Raw genomic sequence first — 22,309 nt, 5'->3', positions numbered from 1 at the left:
CCCCCGCCCCCCCCCCCCCCCCCCCCCCCCCCCCCCCCCCCCCCCCCACCCCCCCCCCGTGTGGGGGGGGGCCCCCCCCCCCCCAAGCCGGTGAATCATCAGATGGCATAGATACCAAGGGCCTCAGCACCTACAGCTTCGCGGCTTACGCCGCTCCCACAAAACAGCGATGCCAGCGCAGTATTGGCTCCGGCGGTGTGAAGCGCGTAGTGAGTGAACATCACTAGCCCTTCAATGAGGCATCTTCCGCATCGCGCTGGCGCTCATCGAAATCAGAGCGCGCCTGATCCATCTGCGGCTGGTGCGCCCATGCCCACTGCAGCAAGGCATCCACCGGTTGCAGCAGGGATTTCCCCAGTTCAGTCAACGCGTAGTCCACCTGCGGCGGCACGGTCGGGTAGACGCTGCGGCTGACCAGACCATCACGCTCCAGGCCGCGCAGCGTACGCGCCAGCATGCGCGGCGACACACCGCTCAGCTCGCGCCGCAGCTGATTGAAACGGCGGGGTTGTTCGCGCAATGCGATTACCGCCAACAGACTCCATTTCTCGCCGACGCGGTCCAGCAGCAGCAGCCTCTGTTGGCAATACGCGGCGTCTTCACCTGCCGCTGGGCCAGTATCACCGGTGTGAGTTGCTGTCATCGGCGTGCCTCCTTGTGGCCTAGAACCGCGCACCCATCAATAGAGCATGTCGACGCAGGCGGGCGCCAGCCCAGCAACGCGGCCCCAACAACCAAGGAGTTACCGATGTCCAACCTGATCCTCCGCAATGAGCCGCTGGGCCGTCCGTGGCCGGGCACCGATCCGTTCCTGTTCTGCGCCCATCATCTGGACCAGTACCCGCAGGCCACCGCCGAGCAGGGTGTAGACATGCGTCAGCTGGGCGGCCGCGAGCTTGGCCATGACTTCAGCGGCAAGGACGGCTTCAGCATGTACCACGGGGTCAACGTACCGGGCTTCCCTGCGCATCCGCACCGTGGCTTTGAAACCATCACCATCGTGCCGCAAGGTTTGGTGGACCACGCCGATTCGCTGGGGGCGACCGCACGTTACGGCGATGGCGACGTGCAATGGCTTACCGCCGGTGGCGGCACCCAGCATTCGGAGATGTTCCCGCTACGTTCGCGCGAACACGGCAACCCACTGGATCTGTATCAGATCTGGCTGAACCTGCCACCGCAAAGCAAGATGGCTGATCCGGAATTCGTGATGCTGTGGGGCGAGAACATCCCCAAGTACCGCATCGACGGTGTCGAGGTGAAGGTGATCGCCGGGCGTTATGTCCCGCAGGAAGCCGGCCACCCTGAGTTGGTGCCGCTGGCCCTGGGGCGCAGTTCCTGGGCGGCCAATCCGCAAGCCGATGTCGCGGTTTGGCAGATCACCTTGCAGCCGGGTGCCTCGGTGACCTTGGCGCCAGCGAGCGGGCAAGGCACGCGACGCACGCTGTACTTCCACGACGGTAAGCAGCTGCAGCTGAATGGTGATGCGATCAGCGGGCCACGCTTGCTGGAAGTGACCGCCGGCAGTGCCTTGCCGCTGCACAACAGCGGCGATGACGTGGTACAGATCCTGTTGTTGCAGGGCGTGCCGATCGGCGCGCCGGTGGTGGCGTATGGCCCATTCGTGATGAACACCGCCGAGGAGATCGAGCAAGCGCGGCGCGATTATGGCCGTACCCAGTTTGGTGGCTGGCCGTGGTCCAGTCATGGACCGGTGCATCCTGCTGGGCAGGGGCGGTTTGCCAAGCATCCGGGGAGCGATGAGATTGAGTTGCCGCCTGTGAAGTAAGGGGTTCGAACGAGCGTGCCGCTTGCAACGGCGTGTAGCCCGGGTATGGATCTGGAGCAAGAGCAAGAGCAACAGCACCCCTCCCAACCCTCCCCTTCGCCTGCGGCGAAAGGGAGGGCTCCAAAAAAAGCAGAAAGGGCGCCGTAAGGCGCCCTTTCTGTTTCCAACCATTGCGTGGATCAGGCGGCGACGACGCGCACCATTTCCAGACACTTGTTGGAGTAGCCCCACTCGTTGTCGTACCAGCTGACCAGCTTGACGAAGGTGCTGTCCAAGGCGATACCGGCTTCGGCGTCGAACACGGAGGTGTGGGTCTCGCCGCGGAAGTCGGTGGCAACCACCTTGTCTTCGGTGTAACCGAGGATGCCCTTCAGCGCGCCTTCGCTCTGTGCCTTCACTTCGGCGCAGATTTCAGCGTAGGTGGCTTCCTTCTCCAGCTCGACGGTCAGGTCGACCACCGACACGTCCGAGGTCGGCACGCGGAAGCTCATGCCGGTCAGCTTCTTGTTCAATTCCGGGATCACCACGCCCACGGCCTTGGCTGCGCCGGTGGAGGACGGAATGATGTTCTCCAGGATGCCGCGGCCGCCGCGCCAATCCTTGTTGGATGGGCCATCAACGGTCTTCTGCGTAGCAGTGGCAGCGTGCACGGTGGTCATCAGGCCACGCTTGATGCCCCACTTGTCGTTGATGACCTTGGCCAGCGGGGCCAGGCAGTTGGTGGTGCACGAGGCGTTGGAGACGATGCTCTGGCCGGCGTAGGTCTTGTGGTTCACGCCGAACACGAACATCGGCGTGTCGTCCTTGGACGGGGCCGACAGGATCACCTTCTTGGCGCCCGCGTCCAGATGCTTCTGCGCGCTTTCCTTGGTCAGGAACAGGCCGGTGGACTCGATCACCACGTCCACGCCCACTTCGTCCCACTTCAGGTTGGCCGGGTCGCGCTCCTGGGTCAGGCGGATCTTCTTGCCGTTGACCAGCAGGTCGCTGCCCGACACTTCCACGTCCGCCTTGAAACGGCCATGCACGGAGTCGTACTTGAGCATGTAGGCCAGGTAATCCGGCTCCAGCAGATCATTGATGGCCACGATCTCGATGTCGTTGCCGAAGTTCAACACTGCCGAACGCAGCACATTGCGCCCGATGCGACCGAAACCGTTGATGCCGACCTTGATTGCCATGTTCACAAGCTCCTGCAGCCGCAAAGCCGTTGCGGCGGGGTGGAAAGGGGATGCCATTCTAGCAGGACCCATGCCCACCCCGTGGGCACCCGCAGCTGAGCGCCAGCTGAGCGCAAACCGGTGTTTGATCAGGATCAAAGCGTCCCCCGGGTGCCATGCGGACACTGGTGCCACCTCCACCAAGTAACGGAATTACACATGCGCAAGACCTCCGCCCTGCTGCTCTCCGCCATGGCCGCCGCCGTGGCCCTGGCTGCCGCCGCCCCCGCCATGGCCCAGTCCAAGGGCGATTGGACCTTGGGCGTCGGTGTCCACGCGGTTGACCCGAAGTCCGATGCCGGCGATCTGAATGGCGCCGCGCTGGGCCTGGGCAAGCTGTCCACCAAGGTCGACAGCGACGTCAAGCCGACCGTCACCTTTGAATACTTCGTCGCCGACAACATCGGTATCGAAGTGCTGGCAGCGCTGCCGTTCAAGCACGACGTCAGCATCGACGGCGTCGGCAAGGTCGGCGAAACCAAGCAGCTGCCGCCGGTGGTCTCGCTGCAGTACCACTTCACCAACAGCAGCAAGGTCACCCCGTTCGTCGGCCTGGGCGTGAACTACACCAAGTTCTTCAGCACCGACAGCAAGGGCGCGCTGGCTGGCACCAAGCTGAAGCTGGAAGATTCGTGGGGCCTGGCCGCACATGCGGGCCTGGACTTCGCCGTCAGCGACAAGGGCGCGCTACGCGTTGACATGCGCTGGGCCGATATCGACACCAAGGTGAAGGTCAACGGCAACAAGCTGGGCACCGCCAAGATCGATCCGCTGGTGTACGGCGTGGCTTACGTCTTCAAGTTCTGAACCGCACCGCGGTTATTGGGTAGCTACGACACTACCCTCCCCCCAAGCGAGCACGTCCCCGGCCACAAGCGGGGGCGTGTTTCGCCATCTGGCGCACGCAGCTGAGACCAGCACAGCCGTTACAATGGCGGCATGAACAAGCTCCACCGCCTCCTGATGCCAGCATTCGGCATCGCAATCGCTGTCTCCGCAACCCTCCCCGGCCAGGCACTGGCATGGGGCGCGCAAGGCCACCGTCTGGTCGCACGCATTGCCGAAAACCGCCTGGACCCTGCCGCCAAGGCTGAAGTCGAGCGCCTGCTGGCAAGCGAACCCGGCGCCACCCTCAGCAGCATCGCGCCCTGGGCCGACCAGCTGCGCGCCAACGACCCCGATCTGGGCAAGAAGTCGGCTGGCTGGCACTACGTCAACATGGCCGAGGACGGCTGCATCTTCTCCCCGCCCAAGCACTGCCCTGACGGCAACTGCGTGGTGGGTGCCCTGCAGCAACAAAGTGAGATTCTGGCCAACCGCCAGCTCAGCGACGCCGAACGCCTGCAGGCACTCAAGTTCGTCGTGCACCTGGTCGGTGACCTGCACCAACCACTGCATGCCGGCTACGGCCATGATCGCGGCGGCAACAACTACCAGCTGCAGTTCAACGGCCGCGGCACCAACCTACACTCGGTCTGGGACAGCGGCATGTTCTATCCGCTGCAGCTGAATGATGACCAGTTCCTGCAACGTCTGCAGGCGCTGCCGGCCCCCACCGGGGTGCACTCACCAGACCTGCAGCGCGATCCCCCCTTGTGGGCCGAGCAGACCTGCCGCATCGCCACCCGCAAAGGCCTGTACCCGAGCGGTCACAAGATCGACGAGCGCTACACCGCCGTGTGGGAGCCGGTTGCCGAGGCCCAACTTCGTCTGGGCGGTGAACAGTTGGCTGCCTTGTTGAACCAGCTGCTCGATACTCCCTGAGCAATCAACGCGCCTGCACCAAGGGCAGGCGCATGTTCAGTGCAAGGCGTCCTCGCGCCGCACCATTGCCCTGCCCTCGATCACTTCGAAGGTGAAGGCGTAGGCCAGGGTTACCGGCACTACCTCGATACGTGAGGCGTTGCTGCAGTCCCCGTTCGACGGCGCCTGCACACCCGCAGCGTAATGACAGACCGCAGCTGGCTCGAACGACCATCCTGCGGTGGCTGTCAGCGCAGCCTGCAGTAGACCCGCATTGCCCGCATCACTTCCCGCGCCGCAAGCCGAGTGCGCCAACAGTGGCGCGCTACGTTCCACCCGCCCCTGCGCATCGAGGATGACATTCACGCATACCGTTGTGGCGGCCAGCGAACGTTTGGCGTACTCCGACGGCAACACCGGGTCAGCGGCACTTATCGCAACCGGCATGCGGAAGCTTTCCGTCGCCGCCAGCTGATACGGCTGTATCTCGCCTGCGCCGCCAGCAGATTCCGGCGTCAGCATCTGCCGGTGCTGATTGAGGTTGAAACTGCTGCTCACCTGCTCTTTCGCCGGCTGCGTCGCACAGCCGGCAAGCATCAGCGCTGCCAGCACCACAGCATGCCCGCGCACCTCAGCCCCTGCTCTGGGTTTCGGTGTATTCCATCTCCTCATCATCCATATCAAACGAGATCGGTACCCGGATGACGCCGGCAACTGGCTTGCCGTCCTTCATCGCCGGGGTGAACCGCCACTGCTTTGCAGCGGCAATCGACGTCGCCTCGAACACCCCCTTGGGATGCGCCTCGGTAACGACCACGTCGGTTGCCCGGCCCTCGGCGTCCACCGCGATACGCAGCACCACCTTGCCCGTGGTGCGACTGTCCATCGCATCGCGCGGATAGCTGGGCGGCGGCATCCGTCCGGCACTCAGCAAGGCAACCTGCTCGGCCTTGCCGGAAGCTGCCGATACGATGGCCGGATCACCAGCGGCCAGAACGACCGATCGCAGCTCCAGCACCCAGGTCGAGCGCCCGTCGGCGGTGGACACTTCGACGCCTGCCGCCACATCGGGCTTGATCAGCAAGGTCGGCGACGAGATCAGATCCCCGTTCGCCTTCAACGTGCCTTTCAGCGTGAGCATGCCGTCGGCAGCAGGCTGCAAGGTGAACTCCGCGGCCCACTGCACGCCCTTGTCCGAGCTGGCGCTGAAGGAGAAAGGCGTGCCCGCCGACTGCTGCAGCTCGAAGCGCTGTTTGGTGCCTTCCAGCGTAGCCGACACGAAGGTTGCATATACCGTGCCCTTGCCGGTCGTTGTGGATGTCGATGAAGAAGAAGACGATGTCGACGTGGAGGTGGATACCGCCTTGCCCGGCTGCGCGGCCCAGGCGGCATAGCCGCAAGCGGACGACAAGCCCAACGACAGCACCAACATGGCACACCACTGCTTCCTGCCCGGTACGGGACGCTTCAACATGGCAATACGCTCCTTCAATGGATGATGGTTCTGCCAGTGACACCCCACCGGCAACGGGGACGCGGCCAGCCCGGTCTTGAGCATGGCCTCGCCGTAACTGCGGCGTGCGCCCGACACCTGCGCAATCACACGTTCATCGCAGGACAACTCCTGGTCTTCACGGCAACAGCGCAGGGCGAACAACAACAGTGGGTTGAACCAATACAGGCACTGCAGCAGTGCCAACAAGGCGTTGATCGCGATGTCGCCACGTTGCAGATGCACGCGCTCGTGCAACAGCACCAAGTGCTGCTCGACCGGGAGATAGCGTTGTTCGAAGCCAGCCGGCAACACGATCCGCGGACGCAGCAATCCCATAGCCGCAGGCAAGCCCGCCACTGCCTGTGCCTGCCATAGCCCGTCATCGCGTTGGCTGAGCCGCCCCAATCCACGCTGGAAATTCCGCTGCTGGCGATACAAGCGCACTGCCATCAGCAGCACCCCGGCCAACCATGCACAGCACAGCCACAACGGCCAATGCGCAATCACGGCGGGCCCGGCAACCACCGCCTGCCCAACCTGCACCGCGACCTCACTGACCCGCATCGGTACTGCCGCAAGCTGCGGTGCAGGCAGCAGCACCGACAGCAGCGTCGCCGGCAACAACAGCCACAGCAGATAGGCAGCGCTTGCCCCTAGCCAACGCCGCAGCGGACGGCGCAGGATCAGCACCAGTGCAACAGCCGCACTGCTCGCCAAGGTGGTCTTCAGCAGCAGTGCCAGGATCTCAGTGCTGGTCATCGTCGAGCCCCTCCAGCAGTTTGCGCAGCTCGGCCACGTCCTCGCGACTGAGCCGCTGATGCTGGCTGAAATGGGCCACCAAAGGCGCGACCCGACCATCGAACAGGCGCTCGATCAGGCTGCTGCTCTCCTCCAGCAACCAGGCATCGCGCTGCACCAGCGGCGTGTACAGAAAACGCCGGCCCTCTTTGGCCGCGCTGATCGCGGCCTTGTTGAGCAGGCGGTTGAGCAGGGTCTTGACCGTGGCCTCGGCCCATTCATTGCCACCGGGCAGGCGCGCGATCACCTCATCTGCGGACAGCGGGTGCTGGCTCCACAACACCTCCATGACTACCGCTTCGGCCTCGCTGATCCGGATCATCGTTTACGCCTGTAATTTTTTACGATTACACGAGTAAACGAAAGCCCTGTCAAGCCCTCACCAAGTGATTCAGGGCGGTCATGCTGTAATGCCAGCACCCCCGCAGATACCGGACACCATGCCCCATCACGTGACCGACCTCGACGCCGCCGTGGACTGGCTGCTGCGCAATACCCAAGGCCCACTGCGCATCGGCGCACCATTGGCACTGGGCAAACCTCATCGTTTGCTCAATGCCTTGTACGCGCGCATCGAAAACGACCCGGCGCGGCCGCTGCAGCTGTACACCGCGCTGTCGCTGAATCCGCCGCAAGCCAAAGGCGATGGTTTGGAGGCGCGCTTCATGCGCCCGTTCGTCGAGCGCCACTTCGGCAGCGATTTCCCACGCCTTGCCTATTCCGATGCCATCGCCCGTGATGCGTTGCCCGCGCACGTGCAGGTGGAAGAGTTCTACATGCAGTCCGGCGCGCTGCTGCGTTCGTCGCAGGCGCAGCGTTACTACACCAGCCTCAACTACACGCATGCCGCCGATGCCGTGGCGCAACGTGCACCGAACGCAATCGTGCAGAAGGTGGCCTACCGCGAAGGCAGCAATCAGCTATCGCTGTCGTGCAACAACGACATCACCCAGGACACGCTCGACGCCATCGCCGCGCGCGGTCTGCCCAAGCCTTTGCTGATTGCCGAGATTGATCCGCAATTGCCGTGGCTGGGCGGCACCGCTGCCGTCGATCCGGATTTCTTCGACCTGGTGATCACCCCGCCCGGCCCCTATCCGCAGCTGTTCGGCCTGCCCCGGCAACCCGTCAGCGACGCCGACTACGCCATCGGCCTGTATGCCAGCACCCTGGTACGCGATGGCGGCACCTTGCAGATTGGCATCGGCACGCTTGCCGACGCGCTCAGCCATGCGCTGGTGCTGCGGCACACCGATAACGCGCGCTACCGCCAGATTCTGCACGCACTGGACCCACAACTCGCCGAACACCCGCTGGTGCACGAAGCCGGCGGGCTGGGGCCGTTCGAGATCGGCCTGTACGGCTGCAGCGAGATGCTCAACGAAGGCTTCCGCAAGCTGGTGCAGACCGGCGTGATCTGGCGCAAGGTGCACGATGATCTCGACCTGATGCAACGTTTGGCCGACGGCACCGCCAGCAATGGTGACCGCGGCCGTCTGGCACGCGAAGGCGAGTACCTGCATGGCGCCTTCTACCTGGGTTCGCCCGAGTTCTACAGCTGGCTGCGCAACCTGCCCGAGGCCGAACGCAGCGCCATCGGCATGCGCCGCATCAGCGAGATCAACCAACTCTACGGCGGCAACGAAACATTGGAACGCCTGCAACGCCGCGATGCGCGCTTCTTCAACTCCTGCATGATTGCCAGCGCGCTCGGCGCGGCGGCATCGGATGCACTGGAGGATGGCCGCGTGGTCTCCGGCGTCGGCGGCCAGTACAACTTCGTGGCAATGGCACATGCCCTGCCCGATGCACGCAGCATCCTGATGTTCCGCGCGACCCGCGAAGATGCTGGCAAGCCGCAATCCAATGTGCGTTGGAACTACGGCCACACCACCATTCCGCGGCATCTGCGCGACGTATTCGTCAACGAATACGGCATCGCCGATCTGCGCAACATGACCGACGAAGACTGCGTCATCGCGATGACCAGCATCACCGATGCGGCATTCCAGCCTGCATTGCTGGAGCAAGCCAAGGCGTCGAAAAAACTCGCAGCCGGTTTCAGCGCGCCGCCACACTGGCAGCAGAACCGCGGCGACGTGCTTCGCGCAAAACTAGCCCCGTTCCGCGCTGATGGCAGCCTGCCGGATTATCCGCTTGGCAGTGATTTCGATGCTGTCGAACAAGATCTGGTGCGGGCCTTGGGTTGGTTGAAGTCTGCGACTGCGACGCCGATGGGCAAGCTGCGCACCGTGCTGGCGGCAATGCGCCAGCCGGTTGCCGAGAACGATGCGATGTACATGCAGCGGATGGGGCTGGAGCGTCCGGCCAGTTTTGGCGAGCGGCTAAATGCCGGGTTGTTGCGGGTTGGTCTGGCGCGGAGTGCGGGGAAAGTTTGATGGTGTGCATCGCCACCTGATCGCACGCTAAGAAAGCCGGTTTTGTGGGAGCGGCGTAAGCCGCGAAGCTGACAACCTGTGAAGGCGTCGTCGGTTCCAACACCGGGCAAGCCCCTGCCGAGCATGGCTCGGCACTACCTGCTCCCTCCCTTTCGCGCAGCGAAGGGGAGGGTTGGGGAGGGGTTAGCCTTTTGCTGGGCAAGCCCCTGCCGAGCATGGCTCGGCACTACCGGCCCCCTCCCTTTCGCGCAGCGAAGGGGAGGGTTGGGGAGGGGTTAGCCTTTTGCTGGGCAAGCCCCTTGCCGAGCATGGCTCGGCACTACAGTTGCAGCAAAAAAACAAAGGCCGGGTTTCCCCGGCCTTTGCTCAAGACTTGCGATCGAAAGCTATCAGCCCGCGATCTGCGCCTTGGCTGCTGCCACAACCGCTTCGGTGGTGATGCCGAAGTGCTTGTACAGCTTGTCGGCCGGGGCCGATGCGCCGAAGGTGTCCAGACCGATAACCGCACCGTCCAGGCCCACGTACTGGCGCCAGAAACCGGTGACACCGGCTTCGACAGCCACGCGGTTACGCACGGCGTTCGGCAGCACGGACTCGCGGTAAGCGGCATCCTGGCGATCGAACACGTCAGTGCACGGCATCGACACCACGCGGGTCTTGATGCCGGCAGCGTCCAGCTCGGCCTTGGCGGCCACGGCCAGACCAATTTCCGAACCGGTGCCGATCAGGATCACGTCCGGGGTACCGGCGGCGTCAGCCAACACATAACCACCGCGTTCGATCTGCTGCACCTGCTCAGCCGTACGCGGCTGCGGGGCCAGGTTCTGGCGGCTGAAGATCAGGCAGCTCGGGCCATCCTTGCGGACGATGGCAGCCTTCCAGCTGACCGCCGATTCGGCCGCATCGCAGGGACGCCACACATCGTTGTTGGGGATGTAACGCAGCGAGGACACGTGCTCCACCGGCTGGTGGGTCGGGCCATCTTCGCCCAGGCCGATCGAGTCGTGGGTGAACACGTGGATGACGTGCGCCGGGATCAGCGCGCTCATGCGCAGCGCGTTACGGGCGTAATCGCTGAACACCAGGAAGGTGGCGTCGAACGGCAGGAAACCGCCGTGCAGGGCCAGACCATTGGCAATCGCGCTCATGCCGAACTCACGCACGCCGTAATGCACGTAGTTGGCATGCGGGTCTTCGCCGACCACGGTCTGCGCACCCTTCCACAGGGTCAGGTTGGAACCGGCCAGGTCAGCCGAGCCGCCGATGATTTCCGGCAGCAGCGGCGCGAAGGCCTGGATGGCATTCTGCGAAGCCTTGCGCGAGGCGATGTTCGGCGCTTCTGCCTGCACCTGGGCGATGTAGGCATCGGCCTGGGCAATGAAGTCAGCCGGCAGCTCGCCGTGCGAACGACGGGTCAGCTCGTCGGCATCGGCCGGGAACTGTGCGGCGTACTTGTCGAACAGCTGCTCCCACTCGGCCTGACGCAGCGTGCCGGTGCCGCCAGCGCGCCAGCCGCCATAGATTTCTTCCGGGATCTCGAACGGACCGTACGGCCAGTTCAGCGCCTTGCGGGTGGCTTCCAGTTCGTCCTTGCCCAGCGGTGCGCCGTGGCTGGATTCCTGGCCGGCCTTGTTCGGCGAGCCAAAACCAATGGTGGTCTTGCAGCAGATCAGGGTCGGCTTGTCGAACTGCGACAGCGCCTGTTCGATGCCAGCCTTGATGCTTTCCGGATCGTGGCCGTCGACGCCGCGCACCACGTTCCAGCCATAGGCTTCAAAACGTGCGGGGGTGTTGTCGGTGAACCAGCCTTCCACTTCACCATCAATGGAGATGTTGTTGTCATCCCAGAAGCAGACCAGCTTGCTCAGGCCCCAGGTGCCAGCCAGTGAAGCAGCTTCGTGGGAGATGCCTTCCATCAGGCAGCCGTCGCCCATGAACACCCAGGTGCGATGGTCGACGACTTCGAATTCCGGACGGTTGTAGCGCTGCGACAGCAGCTTTTCAGCCAGCGCGAAACCGACGGCATTGGCCAGACCCTGACCCAGCGGGCCGGTGGTGGTTTCCACGCCCGGGGTTTCATGACGCTCCGGATGGCCGGCAGTGCGGCTGCCCAGCTGGCGGAAAGCCTTCAGTTCTTCGATCGGCAGGTCGTAGCCGCTCAGGTGCAGCAGCGCGTAGTGCAGCATCGAGCCGTGACCGTTGGACAGCACGAAACGGTCGCGGTTGAACCACTTCGGGTTGTTCGGGTTGTGACGGAGATAGTCGTTCCAGAGCACTTCGGCGATATCGGCCATGCCCATCGGCATGCCGGGATGACCGGACTTGGCGGCTTCTACCGCATCAGCGGCAAGGAAACGGATGGCGTTCGCCAACTGGCGGCGGGTGGGCTGCGTCATGGGTCGTCAGAATCAGGAGGCTCCCGCGGAACTGCGGGCGGCCTATTGTCCCACAAGCTACCGCCGGGATCAGTCCGTAAAGGCTGACGATAGTTTGCATTCGTTTCGCCTGAGAGAAATACGCCCCAAGCAAAACGGCCACCCTGTTCAGGGTGGCCGTTTCTCACTGCAACTCGGCAAACAAGCTCACTCCTGCGGGTGATGCCGGCCGACGCTTTCGTCGCTCTCGCCGCGCGCCACCAGGGTGGTCAGGGCCAGGTCGCCGGTCACGTTCAGCGCGGTGCGGCACATGTCCAGGAAGTGGTTCACGCCCAGGATCAGGCCGATACCGGCCGGATTGACGCCGACCATGGCACAGATCAGCGCCACCACCGGCAACGAGCCGGACGGCACACCGGCCGTACCGATGCCACCGAGGATGCAGACCACCATCACCATGAACTGCTGGCCGATGCTCAGGTCCACGCCGAAGAACTGCGCCAGGAAGATCACCGTCACGCCCTCGAACAGCGCGGTGCCGTTCTGGTTGGCGGTGGCACCCACGGTCAGCACGAAGCGCGAAACCTTGTGCGGGAAGCCCATCTGGTCAGCCACGCGCAGCGCGGTCGGCAGGGTCGCGTTGGACGAGGCAGTGGAGAACGCCATCACCGTGGCTTCCTGGGTCTCACGGAAGAACTTGATCGGCGAACGCCCGGCCAGCTTCACCGCGATGCCGTAGCTGACGAACATGTGCACCGCCAGCGCCAGCACCACCACGCCCACATAGGCACCGAGCTTGACCAGCAGGTCGAAGCCGAAAATGGCGGCCAGATTGAACATGAAGCAGGCCACCGCGTACGGCGCCAGACGGATGACCAGGTTGATCAGGGTCATCGAGATCTCGAACAGACCCTCGATGGCCTTGCGCAGCGTGGCCACTTTTTCGGGCGGCGACAGCACCATGCCGATGCCCATCATCAATGCGAAGAACATCAGCGACAGGATCTTGCCGTTGTCCGATGCCGCATCGAGCACGTTGTTGGGCACGATCGACAGCAACATGTCCAGGCCCTTGGGCGCGGTGCCCGCACCGGCCACGATCGCCTGGCTGCGCTCGGCATTCTCGGCCAACAGCTTGGCGGCCACATTCGGGTCAACACCGGCACCGGGCTGGAACAGATTGACCAGCACCAGGCCGATCAATACCGCTACACCAGACAGCACGATGGTGTAGGCCAGCGACTTCCAGCCGATACGCCCCAGCGAGCGGATGTCCCCCATCTCCGAGACGCCCATCACCAGTGCCGAGAAGATCAGCGGCACGATCAGCATGAAGATCAGGCTCAGGAACAGCCCGGAAACCGGCGTGGTCAGATAAGTGGTGACCGTGTGCACCCAAGCCGCGTCAGGGCTGACGAGGTGCACGATCAGGCCCAGCAGCAGACCGAAGCCGAAGCCGATCCCTATCTTCCAGTGGAACGGCATTTTGGCGGTGGTCTTGGCTGCATTGGCCATAAGTGGGTTTCCCTCCAGAGAATGGATCAGCTTAACAGACGATGTACAACCGCCCTTTTCAGCTTTGTCCTGGATAGAGAGGGTCCAACAACGGCTTCTCCGCCACTGCGGTGTGCCGCCACTGCGGGCCGGCTTTGAATACCTCGCGCAACTGGGCGCGCGCGGCGCTCACATCGCCCTCGCCGCCCCAACGCGCCCGCTGCATACGTTGCAGCGCATCGCGCTGTGCCGGGTCATTCAACTTCTGTACCACCGCATCCAGACCATCTACCCCGCCCATCGCAGCAAGGATACTTGCCACCTCGTCCAGACTGCCAGCATCCAAGGCGCGGCGCAGGTCCGCGTTGCTGTAGCGCGAAGCACTGCTGGCAGCTTGCTGTGCATGCTCGCTGCGGGTCACCGTTGCGCTGCGCCGGCGCGACAATCCCCATATCAACGTGGCCAGCCACAGCAACGCAAAACCGGCCGCCAGCGCTGGCCATAGCCACGTGCTCGCCACGTCCTGCGAAGCCGCCAAGGCATTGCCTGCGGGCAGTGCAGCAGACCCGGTCACTGGCGGCTGCACAAGCGGTGGCGCGACCATGCCGGTCGTGCTGCCCTGGGCAACCTGCAATGACAGCGCCGGCAGCGAGGTGGTGCGTGCCTGCCCTGCAGCCACATCCCACCATTGCATCTGGATACCCGGCACGGTCAGCGCACCGGCCTGCTGCGGCACGATCGAATAGCGGCGGGTCAATTTCAATTGCGGACTGGAACCACTGAAGGTCTCGTCGTATTGCGGCGGCTCGGCAAACACCTGCGCGCTGTCACCCAACGACGGCACCGGCAGTTCCGGGAACTGTGCCTTGGTGGCACCACTGGCGATTGCCTCCACTTCGATGGTGATGGCTTCACCGGTACGCCCGCTGTTGGGCGCCGCGGTATAGCGCAGTTGCAGGTTTTTCAGCGGCAGCCAGGGTTGCGGTGCATCAGCAGGTGTCGCCCGCACCTGCAAGGTCTGGTCGGGGCCACGGGCGCTGAGCTGGCCGTTGTCACGACCGAAGAAATCATCAAAAAAACCGCCCGCGCCCTGCCCGCTGAAACGTGCACCGGCCAGTTGCAACGGGCCGCTGCGCTCGGGAATCAGCAGGAAGCGACGCTCGACCACGTTGTAGCGGCGTCCGCCCACTTCACGCACGGAGGTGCGGTCGTCACCTATGCGCTGCAATGAGGCCGCCGCTGGTGTATCCAGCACCAGCTCGCCGGAGGCCAGCTGGGTAGCGAAGTACAGCCGCACCACCACCCCCACGCTCTGCTGCACGTAGGGTTGTTTGTCATCCACCTCGGTTTCGATGAAGGCCACCGCATTGCCGTCACGACTGGCGACCGGGGCCTCGTCAACCTTCACCAGCAAGGGCGTGGTGCTGCCGCCACCCACGCGCAGCGCCGGGATATCGAGCATGCCGGTGCGGCGCGGCGCCAGCGCAACTGCGTACTGGGCGTAGTTGCGCGAGGCGCCACCGCCCATCTGCAACTGGCGGCTGCTGCTCTGCGCACCGATCACGAAGTCTGCTTCCAACGGCGCATAGTCCGGGCTGCCGGACTGGTCGGTCTCGATGGTCAGGGTGACCGACTCACCTTGCTTGATGCTGTCGCGATCCAGCCAGGCCCGGGTCTGTGCCTGCAGCAGGCCAGTGAAGGCCAGCAGGCCCAGCAACAGCCATAGCTGCATGACCTTGCCTGTGTGCATCTTTTTCATCGTTTTTCCCGCATCCGTCGCTCGTATTCGAGCTGGAATTTCGCTTTCAACAAATTGCCTGGCTCATCCGGCACGCGCTGCATCCAGGCCTCCACGGCCTGCTGCTGCTCACGCTGCGCAGGTGTCATCGCCGCTTGCGCAGCGGCGTTCTGCTGCTCGCCTTCGCGCGCCTGCTGCTGACCCATGGCCTCGGCCATGCGCTGGCGCTGGGCTTGATCCGCCTGCTGCTGTTTCCCGGCATCTTCGCTCTGTGGCGGCTGCTGCCCGCCCTTGTTCGGCGACGACTCTCCGTCCTTGGCCTGGTTCTGCTCAGCCGGCGGCTGGCCCTGCTGCGACTGCCCCGATTGCTGCCCCTGTTGCGGCTGGCCCTGCTGACCTTGCTGGCTCTGCTGCGAAGGGTTCTGCTGCCCAGGCTGGTCCTTGCCCTGCTGCGGCTTGGATGGATTCTGCTGCTTGCCTTGCTGATCCTGCTGCGACTTGCGCTTGCGCGCGGCATCCACGGCGGCGCGATTGGCCAACGCATCCTGCATGCCCGGATGTGCCTTCAACGCACGGTCGTAGGCGGCGATGGCCTCGTCGTACTTGCCTTGACGAGCAAGCGCATTACCAAGGTTGTACCAGCCCTGATCGTTGTCGATACCTTCGAATTTCTTCTGCGCCGTGGCGAAATCGCCGAGCCGATACGCTTCCACGCCTTCACCCAGACGCTGGTGCTGGCGCTGGTCGGCGCGCTGCCACCAACCGCCCTGCTCAGCCGCATGGGCCGGCTGCAACATCGGCAGCAACAGACATAGCGCGAGCACCGGCATCGCCCGACGCGGGCGACGGAACGCGAACACCGCCAGCAACAGCAACGGTGGCAATAACCAATAGCCCTCGTCCTGCCACTGCTTGCCAGCACTGGCCTGCTGCTCACGATCCTGCGCACCGGCCTGTGGTTCCAGTACACCCAATGCCTGCAGGTCGGCCGAGGTGTTGGCGATGCGCTGATAAGCGCCACCACCAGCTGCTGCCAACGCACGCAGCGAGGTTTCATCCAGGTGCGCCTGTTCAATCGCACCACGCTGGTCGCGATAGGACGCACCCTGCAGGCTACCCAGTCCCAACGCCGAGACCCGGTAACCGGCAGCGCGCAGCTTGGCCGCCTCGGCCAATGCTACTGCATCGGCATGATCACTCAGCAGCAGTATCTCGCCGTTGCGGGCACCGGATCGCTTCAGCAGATCGCCGGCCCAGAGCAGCGCCTTTTCCGCGCGCTGACCATCGGCTGGCATCACTTCCGGCGCCAACGCATCCAGAAACAAAGCGACATTGGCCGCGTCATCGGTCAGTGGTGCCACGGTGAACGGCTCCCAGGCGAAGGCGATCAAGGCCACTTCGCCGCCCTTGCGCTCACGCAGCAAGCTTGCCAGTTTTGCGCGTGCCTGCAGCAAGCGCGACGGCGGCAGATCGGTCGCGCGGATGCTGCTGGACAGGTCCAGCACGATCACCAGCGGTGTCTTCGACTCCCACAACGGCTGCTCCAGTTGACGCCAACTCGGCCCTGCAAGCGTAAGCACCGCCAGTGCCAGGCCGAGCGAGACCACAACGCTACCCCACCAACCGCGCTTGCCGCCGTCGCTCAGCAGCTGCGTCAGCAGATGCGGATCCACCGCCTCCTGCCAACGTGCACTGCGGTGACGCCGCCACCAGCTACCCAGCAAGGCGGCGGGCACCAGCAACAGTGCCCACAGCCACTCCGGGCGTAGAAAATGCAGATCCTGCCAATTGATCATCGCCGCCCCCCCCGCCATGCCAACGCCACCACGCCCAACAACAAGGACAGCGCCAACGGCCAGGGATAGCGTTCGATACGTGGCCGCACTGCAGGCCCCGCGTCTTTCACTGGTTCCAGTCGATCCAACTCGGCGTAGATATTGACCAGCTCATCGGTGTCACGGGCACGGAAGAAACGTCCGCCGGTTTCGCTGGCGACCTTGCTCAAAGTCGCTTCGTCCACCTGGTCATCAGCACCAGGCAGCTGTACGCCGAACAAGGACATGCCACCGCTACCGCCGAAGGCGATGGTGTAGATGCGCACGCCTTCGGCCTTGGCCAGCTCGGCCGCCTTCAACGGCTCCAGCACGCCAGCGGTATTCACGCCGTCGGTCAATACGATCAGTACGCGCTGCCCCTGCGGCTGCTCGCGCAGGCGTTTCACCGACAGCGCAATCGCATCACCCAGTGCGGTCTCACGCCCAGCCAGGCCAACCACGCTGTCGCGTAGTTGATCGCGCACGGTGGCGCGATCAGTGGTCAGCGGCGTCAACGCATAGGCACGCTGGCCAAACACCAACAAACCAATCCGGTCGCCTTCGCGACGCTCAAGGAAATCCGCCAGCACTGCCTTGGCAGCGGTCAGGCGGTCCACTACCTGGCCACCGAGCTGCATATCCGGCTCGCTCATGCTGCCGGACAGGTCCACCGCCAACATCATCTGCCGCGCCTGTCGCGGCGGCTCTATCGGCTCACCCAGCTGCTGCGGACGCGCCACTGCGGCGCACAGGCACAGCCAGGCCAACCACAGCAACAGCGTCTGCAACACCGCACCAGCACGCGAGGGCGCCTGACCCTGCAAACGCGTTGGCTCGTAGGGCACGCGCAGCGCTGCACCACTCTCTTCGCGCAACGGCCACAACAGCATCAACAGCGGCAATGGCAGCGCCAGCCATGCCCACGGCCAGGCAAAATCCGGCAACAGGCCAGCCCAATTGGCAATCATGTCCTGCATCAGCGGCGCCCGGCCATCAATTGCAGAAAGCGGGTGCGCGCCAACTGACAGGCACGTTCGACCTGCGTGCTTTCAAGCTGCGGGCGGAAGCCGCCGTCCAACAACAGGCGTCCCTCGCCACTGCTGAAATCCTCGCCCTTGGGCCCATCCAGGAAACGCAACCAGGCTTCGCCCTGCAACTGCACTGCATGCGGATCAAGCCGCCGCGCCGCACGTCGCAGCAGTTCAGATGCCGCGGCCAGCCGTGCCGGCCCTGGTTGCGCTGCCTGCAGCTGCTGATCGAACAGGCGCATCCACCCCTGCAACCTGCGGCGGCGCAGGAAATAGATCGCAGACATGACAAGCACGACTGCAACAACGGCAGCAATCAGCAGCCACCAACCTGGCGCCAACGGCCACCACCCGGGTGCTGCAGGTAGATGCACGTCGCGCAGCTGCAATTGTGCGGCCATCAACCCACGCTCCGGTTTGGCGCTGCACCCAGCCAGGCATCGCTGGCATCGTCGGTTACCAAGGTACTGACGCGGATACGCCGCCCAGGCAGCTGTCGGCACAAGTCTTCGACCGGGCCGATCAAGGCATCATGCCAAGCCTCGCGTACGCCAGACGAAGTCAGGTCCAGTTGCAGACGACCGGACTGCGTTGCCAACGGCAATACACAGTGCGGTGGCGAGATTTCCAATGGATCGAGCAACAATAGCAACTCCACTTCGACATGCATCGACAGCGCCGACCAGGTTGCAGCCGGTACTGCCTGTGCGCTGGCAGGATCAGCCAATACCACGGCGCGCGCGCCGGGGTGCAATACCCGTGCAGCCTGCTCCAAAGCCAGTTGCAGCCCACCATCATCGGCTGGCCGTTCGCCATACCAGCGCACCAGTGCATCCAATGCCCGCAATACACCACGCGTGCCGCCGGCTGGCGGTACCAAGGCCTGCTGCGGGGATCCACGCAGGGCGGCGATCCTGTCTCCATCACGCAGCGCCGACCACGCGGCCACCGCGCCCGCACGCGCTGCCTGCACCGACTTGAAGCGCACCCGCGTACCGAAGTACAGCGGCGCAGCAGTATCGGCAATCAGCAAGGTGACCCGTTCGCGTTCGGTCTGGAAGGTTTTGGTGTGCGTGGCATCGGTACGCGCGGTCAGTTTCCAGTCGATATGCCGTGCGTCGTCGCCGGGCACGTACTCGCGCGACTCGGCATATTCCATGCCGCGGCCACGCAGCATCGACGCAGCGCGCCCGCTTACCGCGTAGTGCCCGCGGCGGGCCTTGCGGCCGCCCTTGGCAGAGCCGCGCAACGCGATCAGCTCGGCCAGCTGCGGGCGGATGCCGTCCTCGGCATTTGCCGCTGGCAGCGCTTGTTTGGTCACAGGCGCTGTCATCGCCGTACCGAATGCGGGAGTGGCTCAATCACCATTTCAACAACAGCTGCCATCAGCGCCGGCCTCAAGGCAGGGGCACGCAATCAAGCAGCGCCGCCACCAGGCGCTCGCCATCCCAGCCTTCGGCAGCGGCCTCGTAGCTGGGCAGCACGCGATGGCGTAGCACGTCGGCTGCCACGGTGCGGATGTCATCAGGCGTGACATAGTCACGGCCGGCCAACCAGGCGCGCGCACGGGCACAACGTTCCAGCGCGATCGAACCGCGCGGGCTAGCCCCCCAGGCAATACGCTTGGCCAGCTGTGCGTCATACGCACTGGCATCACGTGAAGCCAGCACCAGCGCAATCAAATAGCGCTCCAACTGCGGCGCCATATGCAGCTCCAGCACTTCACGGCGCGCCTGTTCGATCTTCTGCAGCGAGATTTTCTCGATTGTCGCCTGCTGTGGGCGCATCGCCCGCAAGGCGCGCTCACGCGCCAGCCGCAGGATTTCGGTTTCGGCGCTGGCGTCCGGGTAGCCGATGCGCACATGCATCAGGAAACGGTCCAGCTGCGCCTCCGGCAGCGGGAAAGTGCCCTCCTGCTCGATCGGGTTCTGTGTGGCCATCACCAGGAACACGTCAGGCAGCGGATAGGTATTGCGGCCGACTGTCACCTGCCGCTCACCCATTGCTTCGAGCAGGGCCGACTGCACCTTGGCCGGGGCACGGTTGATTTCGTCAGCCAGCAGGATCGGGTGGAAGATCGGCCCGGCCTGGAACTCGAAGCGACCTTCCTGCGAACGCCAGATATCGGTGCCGGTAAGGTCGGCCGGCAGCAGATCCGGGGTGAACTGGATACGCGCAAAGCTGGCATCGATGCGCGAGGCCAGGGCGCGGATGGCAGTGGTCTTGGCCAGGCCGGGTGCGCCCTCCACCAGCAGATGCCCGTCCGCCAACAGCGCGGTCAATAGTCGGTCGATCAACAACGACTGCCCAACGATTTCGCTGGCCAGGGCGTCGCGCAATGCAGTGAATTCCTGATGCAGGCCGTTGTCACGGACCGCAGCATCGTCTTGGTTAGGCAGCTGAGGAGGCAGGTTCATAAGCGCAGTTTGACTGATCTGCGATGAAATGGTTCCAAACGCCTGCCCGGAAACGGAAAAGGGCCGCTTCAAGCGGCCCTCTCCCTAGCTGTATCAAGCGTTTACTGGGCGGCCCTGGCCACGCGCAGGATCTTCGGAGTCACGAACACCAGCAACTCCGCCTTGTCCTTGCTGCGACCACGCTTCTTGAACAGATTGCCAAGGAACGGGATATCGCCCAGGAACGGTACCTTGCTGACGCTCTCCTTATCGGTGAACTCATACACGCCACCAATCACCACGGTCTGGCCATCGTCAACAAGTACAGCGGTATTGATTTCGCGACGATTGATGATCGGAACCACGCCGAAATTGGTCACCGTCAAGTAGCGATCGATCTCGTCCTTCTTCACGTTCATGTTGAGGAAGACACGATTGTCCTGGGTGATGGTCGGGGTGACCTTCAGCTCCAGCAACACTTCCTTGAACTGGACGTTCGGCGTTGCCGCAACACCGCCGGTACCACCGGTAATGGTGACGTAGCCGATTTCCTTACCCTGCTTGATCACGCCTTCGCGCTGATTCGCGGTGACGATACGCGGATTGGAGATGACCTCACCACGACCTTCCTCCTGCAGAGCCGACAACTCGAGATCCAGATTGAAGTTCTTACCCAGCAATGTATAGGCAAGACTGGGAGCAACGCCGGTAGTGAACGTGCCCGCAGGCAGGTTTACATTAAGCCCACGATTTGCAATACCACTACCATTGGCGGTATTACCAATCGTTGCCTGGTTGTCACCGTTGTTGTAATTGCGCTTGCCACCGATACCGAACTTGGCACCCAGATCCCGCGCAAACGTGTCATTGGCGATAACGATACGGCCTTCGATCAGCACCTGGTCAACCGGACGATCGATCACCCCAATCAGCTCGCGCATCTGCGCGACCTTCTTCGGGATATCACTGATCATCAAGGTATTGGTGCGCTCATCTGCAACCAAGCGACCGCGTGGCGACAGGAAGCCATTCTCGTTCTCACTCGAACCACCTGAACCACCAGAACCGCCCGAGTTACCGACACCCTTGGCCTCGGTGATCGCCTTGAAGATGGCGGTGGCGCTGTGGTAGTTGATCTGCACGTAATCGGTGATGAGGTCGGACTTGTTCTCGATCGCGATACGCGCGTCTTCCTTTTCCTGTTCAAACTTGGCCAGCTCGGGCTGCGGTGCGATCCAGACCACACCACCGTCACGGCGCTTGTCCAGGCCCTTGGCACGCAGCACGATGTCCAGTGCCTGGTCCCACGGCACGTTGACCAGGCGCAGGGTCACATTGCCCTGCACCGTATCGGATGCCACTACGTTGAGGTTGGATTCCTCGGCGATCAACTGCAGCACCGTGCGCACCGGCACGTCCTGGAAGTTGAAGGTCACCGGACGCCCGCTGTAACCACGTGCAGCCACCGCGGCAGTTGCCTGCGCGACCGTCTTGGAGGTCACCGCACCGGTAGCCAGTTCGCTCTGCCGCGGAGTGATCTCAACCACGTACTCATTGCCGGTCTGGTAGGCCAGCGAGTCGAATGCGCCATTGGTACTGAGCACCAGCTGCGAACCCTGCCCGGACGGCTTGGCGTCAATGCGCTGTACCGGTGTAGCAAAATCAACCACGTTGAGCGGCCGCTGCAGTTCGGCTGGCAACACGGCGTTGCCAACGTCGATCACGACGTTGTTGCCCTGGTTGCGCAGGTCGGGACTCGCGCCCTGGCCGTCGAACTGCATGATCAATCGCCCCGCGCCATCATCACCGCGTTTGAAGTCGATCTTGGTTACGGAAACCGCCTTCACCGCCTGCTGCGGGGCTGCGGCTGCGCCGCCGACACCCGTAGTAGCAGGCGGTGCTGCGAAGGAAGAGCCGCACACCGCTGCCAACGCCACTCCCAGGGCGCAGACGCGGACCAGTGCATGGCGCCGGATGGGACGCAGGCTCAGGGCTTTGGTAAAAGTCATCGTGCTATCCC

18 protein-coding genes are annotated in these 22,309 nt (G+C 63.8%); 4 read left to right on the top strand and 14 right to left on the bottom strand.

The window, feature by feature from the left end; translation table 11 throughout:
- Positions 1 to 223: 223 nt before the first annotated feature.
- Positions 224 to 643: a winged helix-turn-helix transcriptional regulator gene (locus ACVOMB_RS14160; protein WP_481531766.1), complete on the bottom strand. Its 420-nt coding sequence runs from the start codon at positions 641 to 643 to the stop codon at positions 224 to 226.
- Between the two features lie 105 nt (positions 644 to 748).
- On the opposite strand from ACVOMB_RS14160, the gene ACVOMB_RS14155 reads away from it, so the two are divergent.
- Positions 749 to 1,789, top strand: a complete 1,041-nt coding sequence (locus ACVOMB_RS14155) for a pirin family protein (protein ID WP_481531765.1) — start codon at positions 749 to 751, stop codon at positions 1,787 to 1,789.
- A gap of 179 nt (positions 1,790 to 1,968) precedes the next feature.
- Here the strand turns inward: ACVOMB_RS14155 and gap are convergent, their stop codons facing one another.
- Positions 1,969 to 2,970, bottom strand: a complete 1,002-nt coding sequence (gap, locus tag ACVOMB_RS14150) for a type I glyceraldehyde-3-phosphate dehydrogenase (protein WP_481531764.1) — start codon at positions 2,968 to 2,970, stop codon at positions 1,969 to 1,971.
- A 198-nt stretch (positions 2,971 to 3,168) separates the two neighbouring features.
- On the opposite strand from gap, the gene ACVOMB_RS14145 reads away from it, so the two are divergent.
- Both ACVOMB_RS14145 and ACVOMB_RS14140 read left to right on the top strand, forming a co-directional pair.
- The gene (locus ACVOMB_RS14145) at positions 3,169 to 3,816 is read left to right on the top strand and encodes an OmpW/AlkL family protein (RefSeq protein WP_481531763.1); all 648 of its coding nucleotides are present in this window, start codon (positions 3,169 to 3,171) and stop codon (positions 3,814 to 3,816) included.
- Positions 3,817 to 3,948: 132 nt separating this feature from the next.
- The gene (locus ACVOMB_RS14140; protein ID WP_481531762.1) at positions 3,949 to 4,773 is read left to right on the top strand and encodes a S1/P1 nuclease; all 825 of its coding nucleotides are present in this window, start codon (positions 3,949 to 3,951) and stop codon (positions 4,771 to 4,773) included.
- 36 nt (positions 4,774 to 4,809) lie between these two features.
- Here ACVOMB_RS14140 and ACVOMB_RS14135 read toward each other — a convergent pair whose 3' ends face one another.
- The 3 genes from ACVOMB_RS14135 to ACVOMB_RS14125 are packed head-to-tail and all read right to left on the bottom strand — an operon-like array spanning position 4,810 to position 7,367.
- Positions 4,810 to 5,382 carry an energy transducer TonB gene (locus ACVOMB_RS14135; RefSeq protein ID WP_481531761.1) on the bottom strand — a complete coding sequence of 191 codons (573 nt, stop codon included), beginning with the start codon at positions 5,380 to 5,382 and terminating at the stop codon, positions 4,810 to 4,812.
- Between the two features lies 1 nt (position 5,383).
- Positions 5,384 to 7,006 (bottom strand): TonB family protein, encoded by a 1,623-nt coding sequence (locus ACVOMB_RS14130; RefSeq protein WP_481531760.1) that lies wholly within the window; start codon positions 7,004 to 7,006, stop codon positions 5,384 to 5,386.
- On the bottom strand, positions 6,993 to 7,367 hold the full coding sequence (locus ACVOMB_RS14125; protein WP_481531759.1) for a BlaI/MecI/CopY family transcriptional regulator: 375 nt from the start codon (positions 7,365 to 7,367) through the stop codon (positions 6,993 to 6,995). The genes ACVOMB_RS14130 and ACVOMB_RS14125 overlap by 14 nt, the downstream gene beginning before the upstream one ends.
- A gap of 118 nt (positions 7,368 to 7,485) precedes the next feature.
- Between ACVOMB_RS14125 and ACVOMB_RS14120 the strand changes: the two genes are divergently transcribed.
- Positions 7,486 to 9,444, top strand: a complete 1,959-nt coding sequence (locus ACVOMB_RS14120; protein ID WP_481531767.1) for an acetyl-CoA hydrolase/transferase C-terminal domain-containing protein — start codon at positions 7,486 to 7,488, stop codon at positions 9,442 to 9,444.
- Positions 9,445 to 9,833: 389 nt separating this feature from the next.
- On the opposite strand, the gene tkt is transcribed toward ACVOMB_RS14120, so the two are convergent.
- The 9 genes from tkt to ACVOMB_RS14075 form a co-directional block, all read right to left on the bottom strand.
- Positions 9,834 to 11,840 carry a transketolase gene (tkt, locus tag ACVOMB_RS14115; RefSeq protein WP_481531758.1) on the bottom strand — a complete coding sequence of 669 codons (2,007 nt, stop codon included), beginning with the start codon at positions 11,838 to 11,840 and terminating at the stop codon, positions 9,834 to 9,836.
- A 186-nt stretch (positions 11,841 to 12,026) separates the two neighbouring features.
- The gene (locus ACVOMB_RS14110) at positions 12,027 to 13,334 is read right to left on the bottom strand and encodes a dicarboxylate/amino acid:cation symporter (protein ID WP_481531757.1); all 1,308 of its coding nucleotides are present in this window, start codon (positions 13,332 to 13,334) and stop codon (positions 12,027 to 12,029) included.
- Positions 13,335 to 13,392: 58 nt separating this feature from the next.
- Entirely contained in the window at positions 13,393 to 15,072 is a 1,680-nt protein-coding gene (locus ACVOMB_RS14105; RefSeq protein WP_481531756.1) for a BatD family protein, read from the bottom strand.
- Positions 15,069 to 16,865, bottom strand: a complete 1,797-nt coding sequence (locus ACVOMB_RS14100) for a vWA domain-containing protein (protein WP_481531755.1) — start codon at positions 16,863 to 16,865, stop codon at positions 15,069 to 15,071. The genes ACVOMB_RS14105 and ACVOMB_RS14100 overlap by 4 nt, the downstream gene beginning before the upstream one ends.
- Complete coding sequence (locus tag ACVOMB_RS14095) at positions 16,844 to 17,842, bottom strand: vWA domain-containing protein (RefSeq protein ID WP_481531754.1); 999 nt, start codon at positions 17,840 to 17,842, stop codon at positions 16,844 to 16,846. The genes ACVOMB_RS14100 and ACVOMB_RS14095 overlap by 22 nt, the downstream gene beginning before the upstream one ends.
- Positions 17,842 to 18,294: a DUF4381 domain-containing protein gene (locus ACVOMB_RS14090; protein ID WP_481531753.1), complete on the bottom strand. Its 453-nt coding sequence runs from the start codon at positions 18,292 to 18,294 to the stop codon at positions 17,842 to 17,844. Before ACVOMB_RS14090 ends, ACVOMB_RS14095 begins: the two co-directional genes overlap by 1 nt.
- Complete coding sequence (locus ACVOMB_RS14085) at positions 18,294 to 19,226, bottom strand: DUF58 domain-containing protein (RefSeq protein WP_481531752.1); 933 nt, start codon at positions 19,224 to 19,226, stop codon at positions 18,294 to 18,296. The genes ACVOMB_RS14090 and ACVOMB_RS14085 overlap by 1 nt, the downstream gene beginning before the upstream one ends.
- Positions 19,227 to 19,290: 64 nt before the next feature.
- Positions 19,291 to 20,310: an AAA family ATPase gene (locus ACVOMB_RS14080; RefSeq protein WP_481531751.1), complete on the bottom strand. Its 1,020-nt coding sequence runs from the start codon at positions 20,308 to 20,310 to the stop codon at positions 19,291 to 19,293.
- A gap of 101 nt (positions 20,311 to 20,411) precedes the next feature.
- Entirely contained in the window at positions 20,412 to 22,298 is a 1,887-nt protein-coding gene (locus ACVOMB_RS14075) for a type IV pilus secretin PilQ (protein WP_481531750.1), read from the bottom strand.
- Positions 22,299 to 22,309 lie beyond the last annotated feature (11 nt).

The organism is Stenotrophomonas sp. STEN018, from assembly GCF_056760235.1.
Note: the sequence above shows the minus strand (reverse complement) of the source record. Positions and strands in the feature narration are given on the sequence as shown.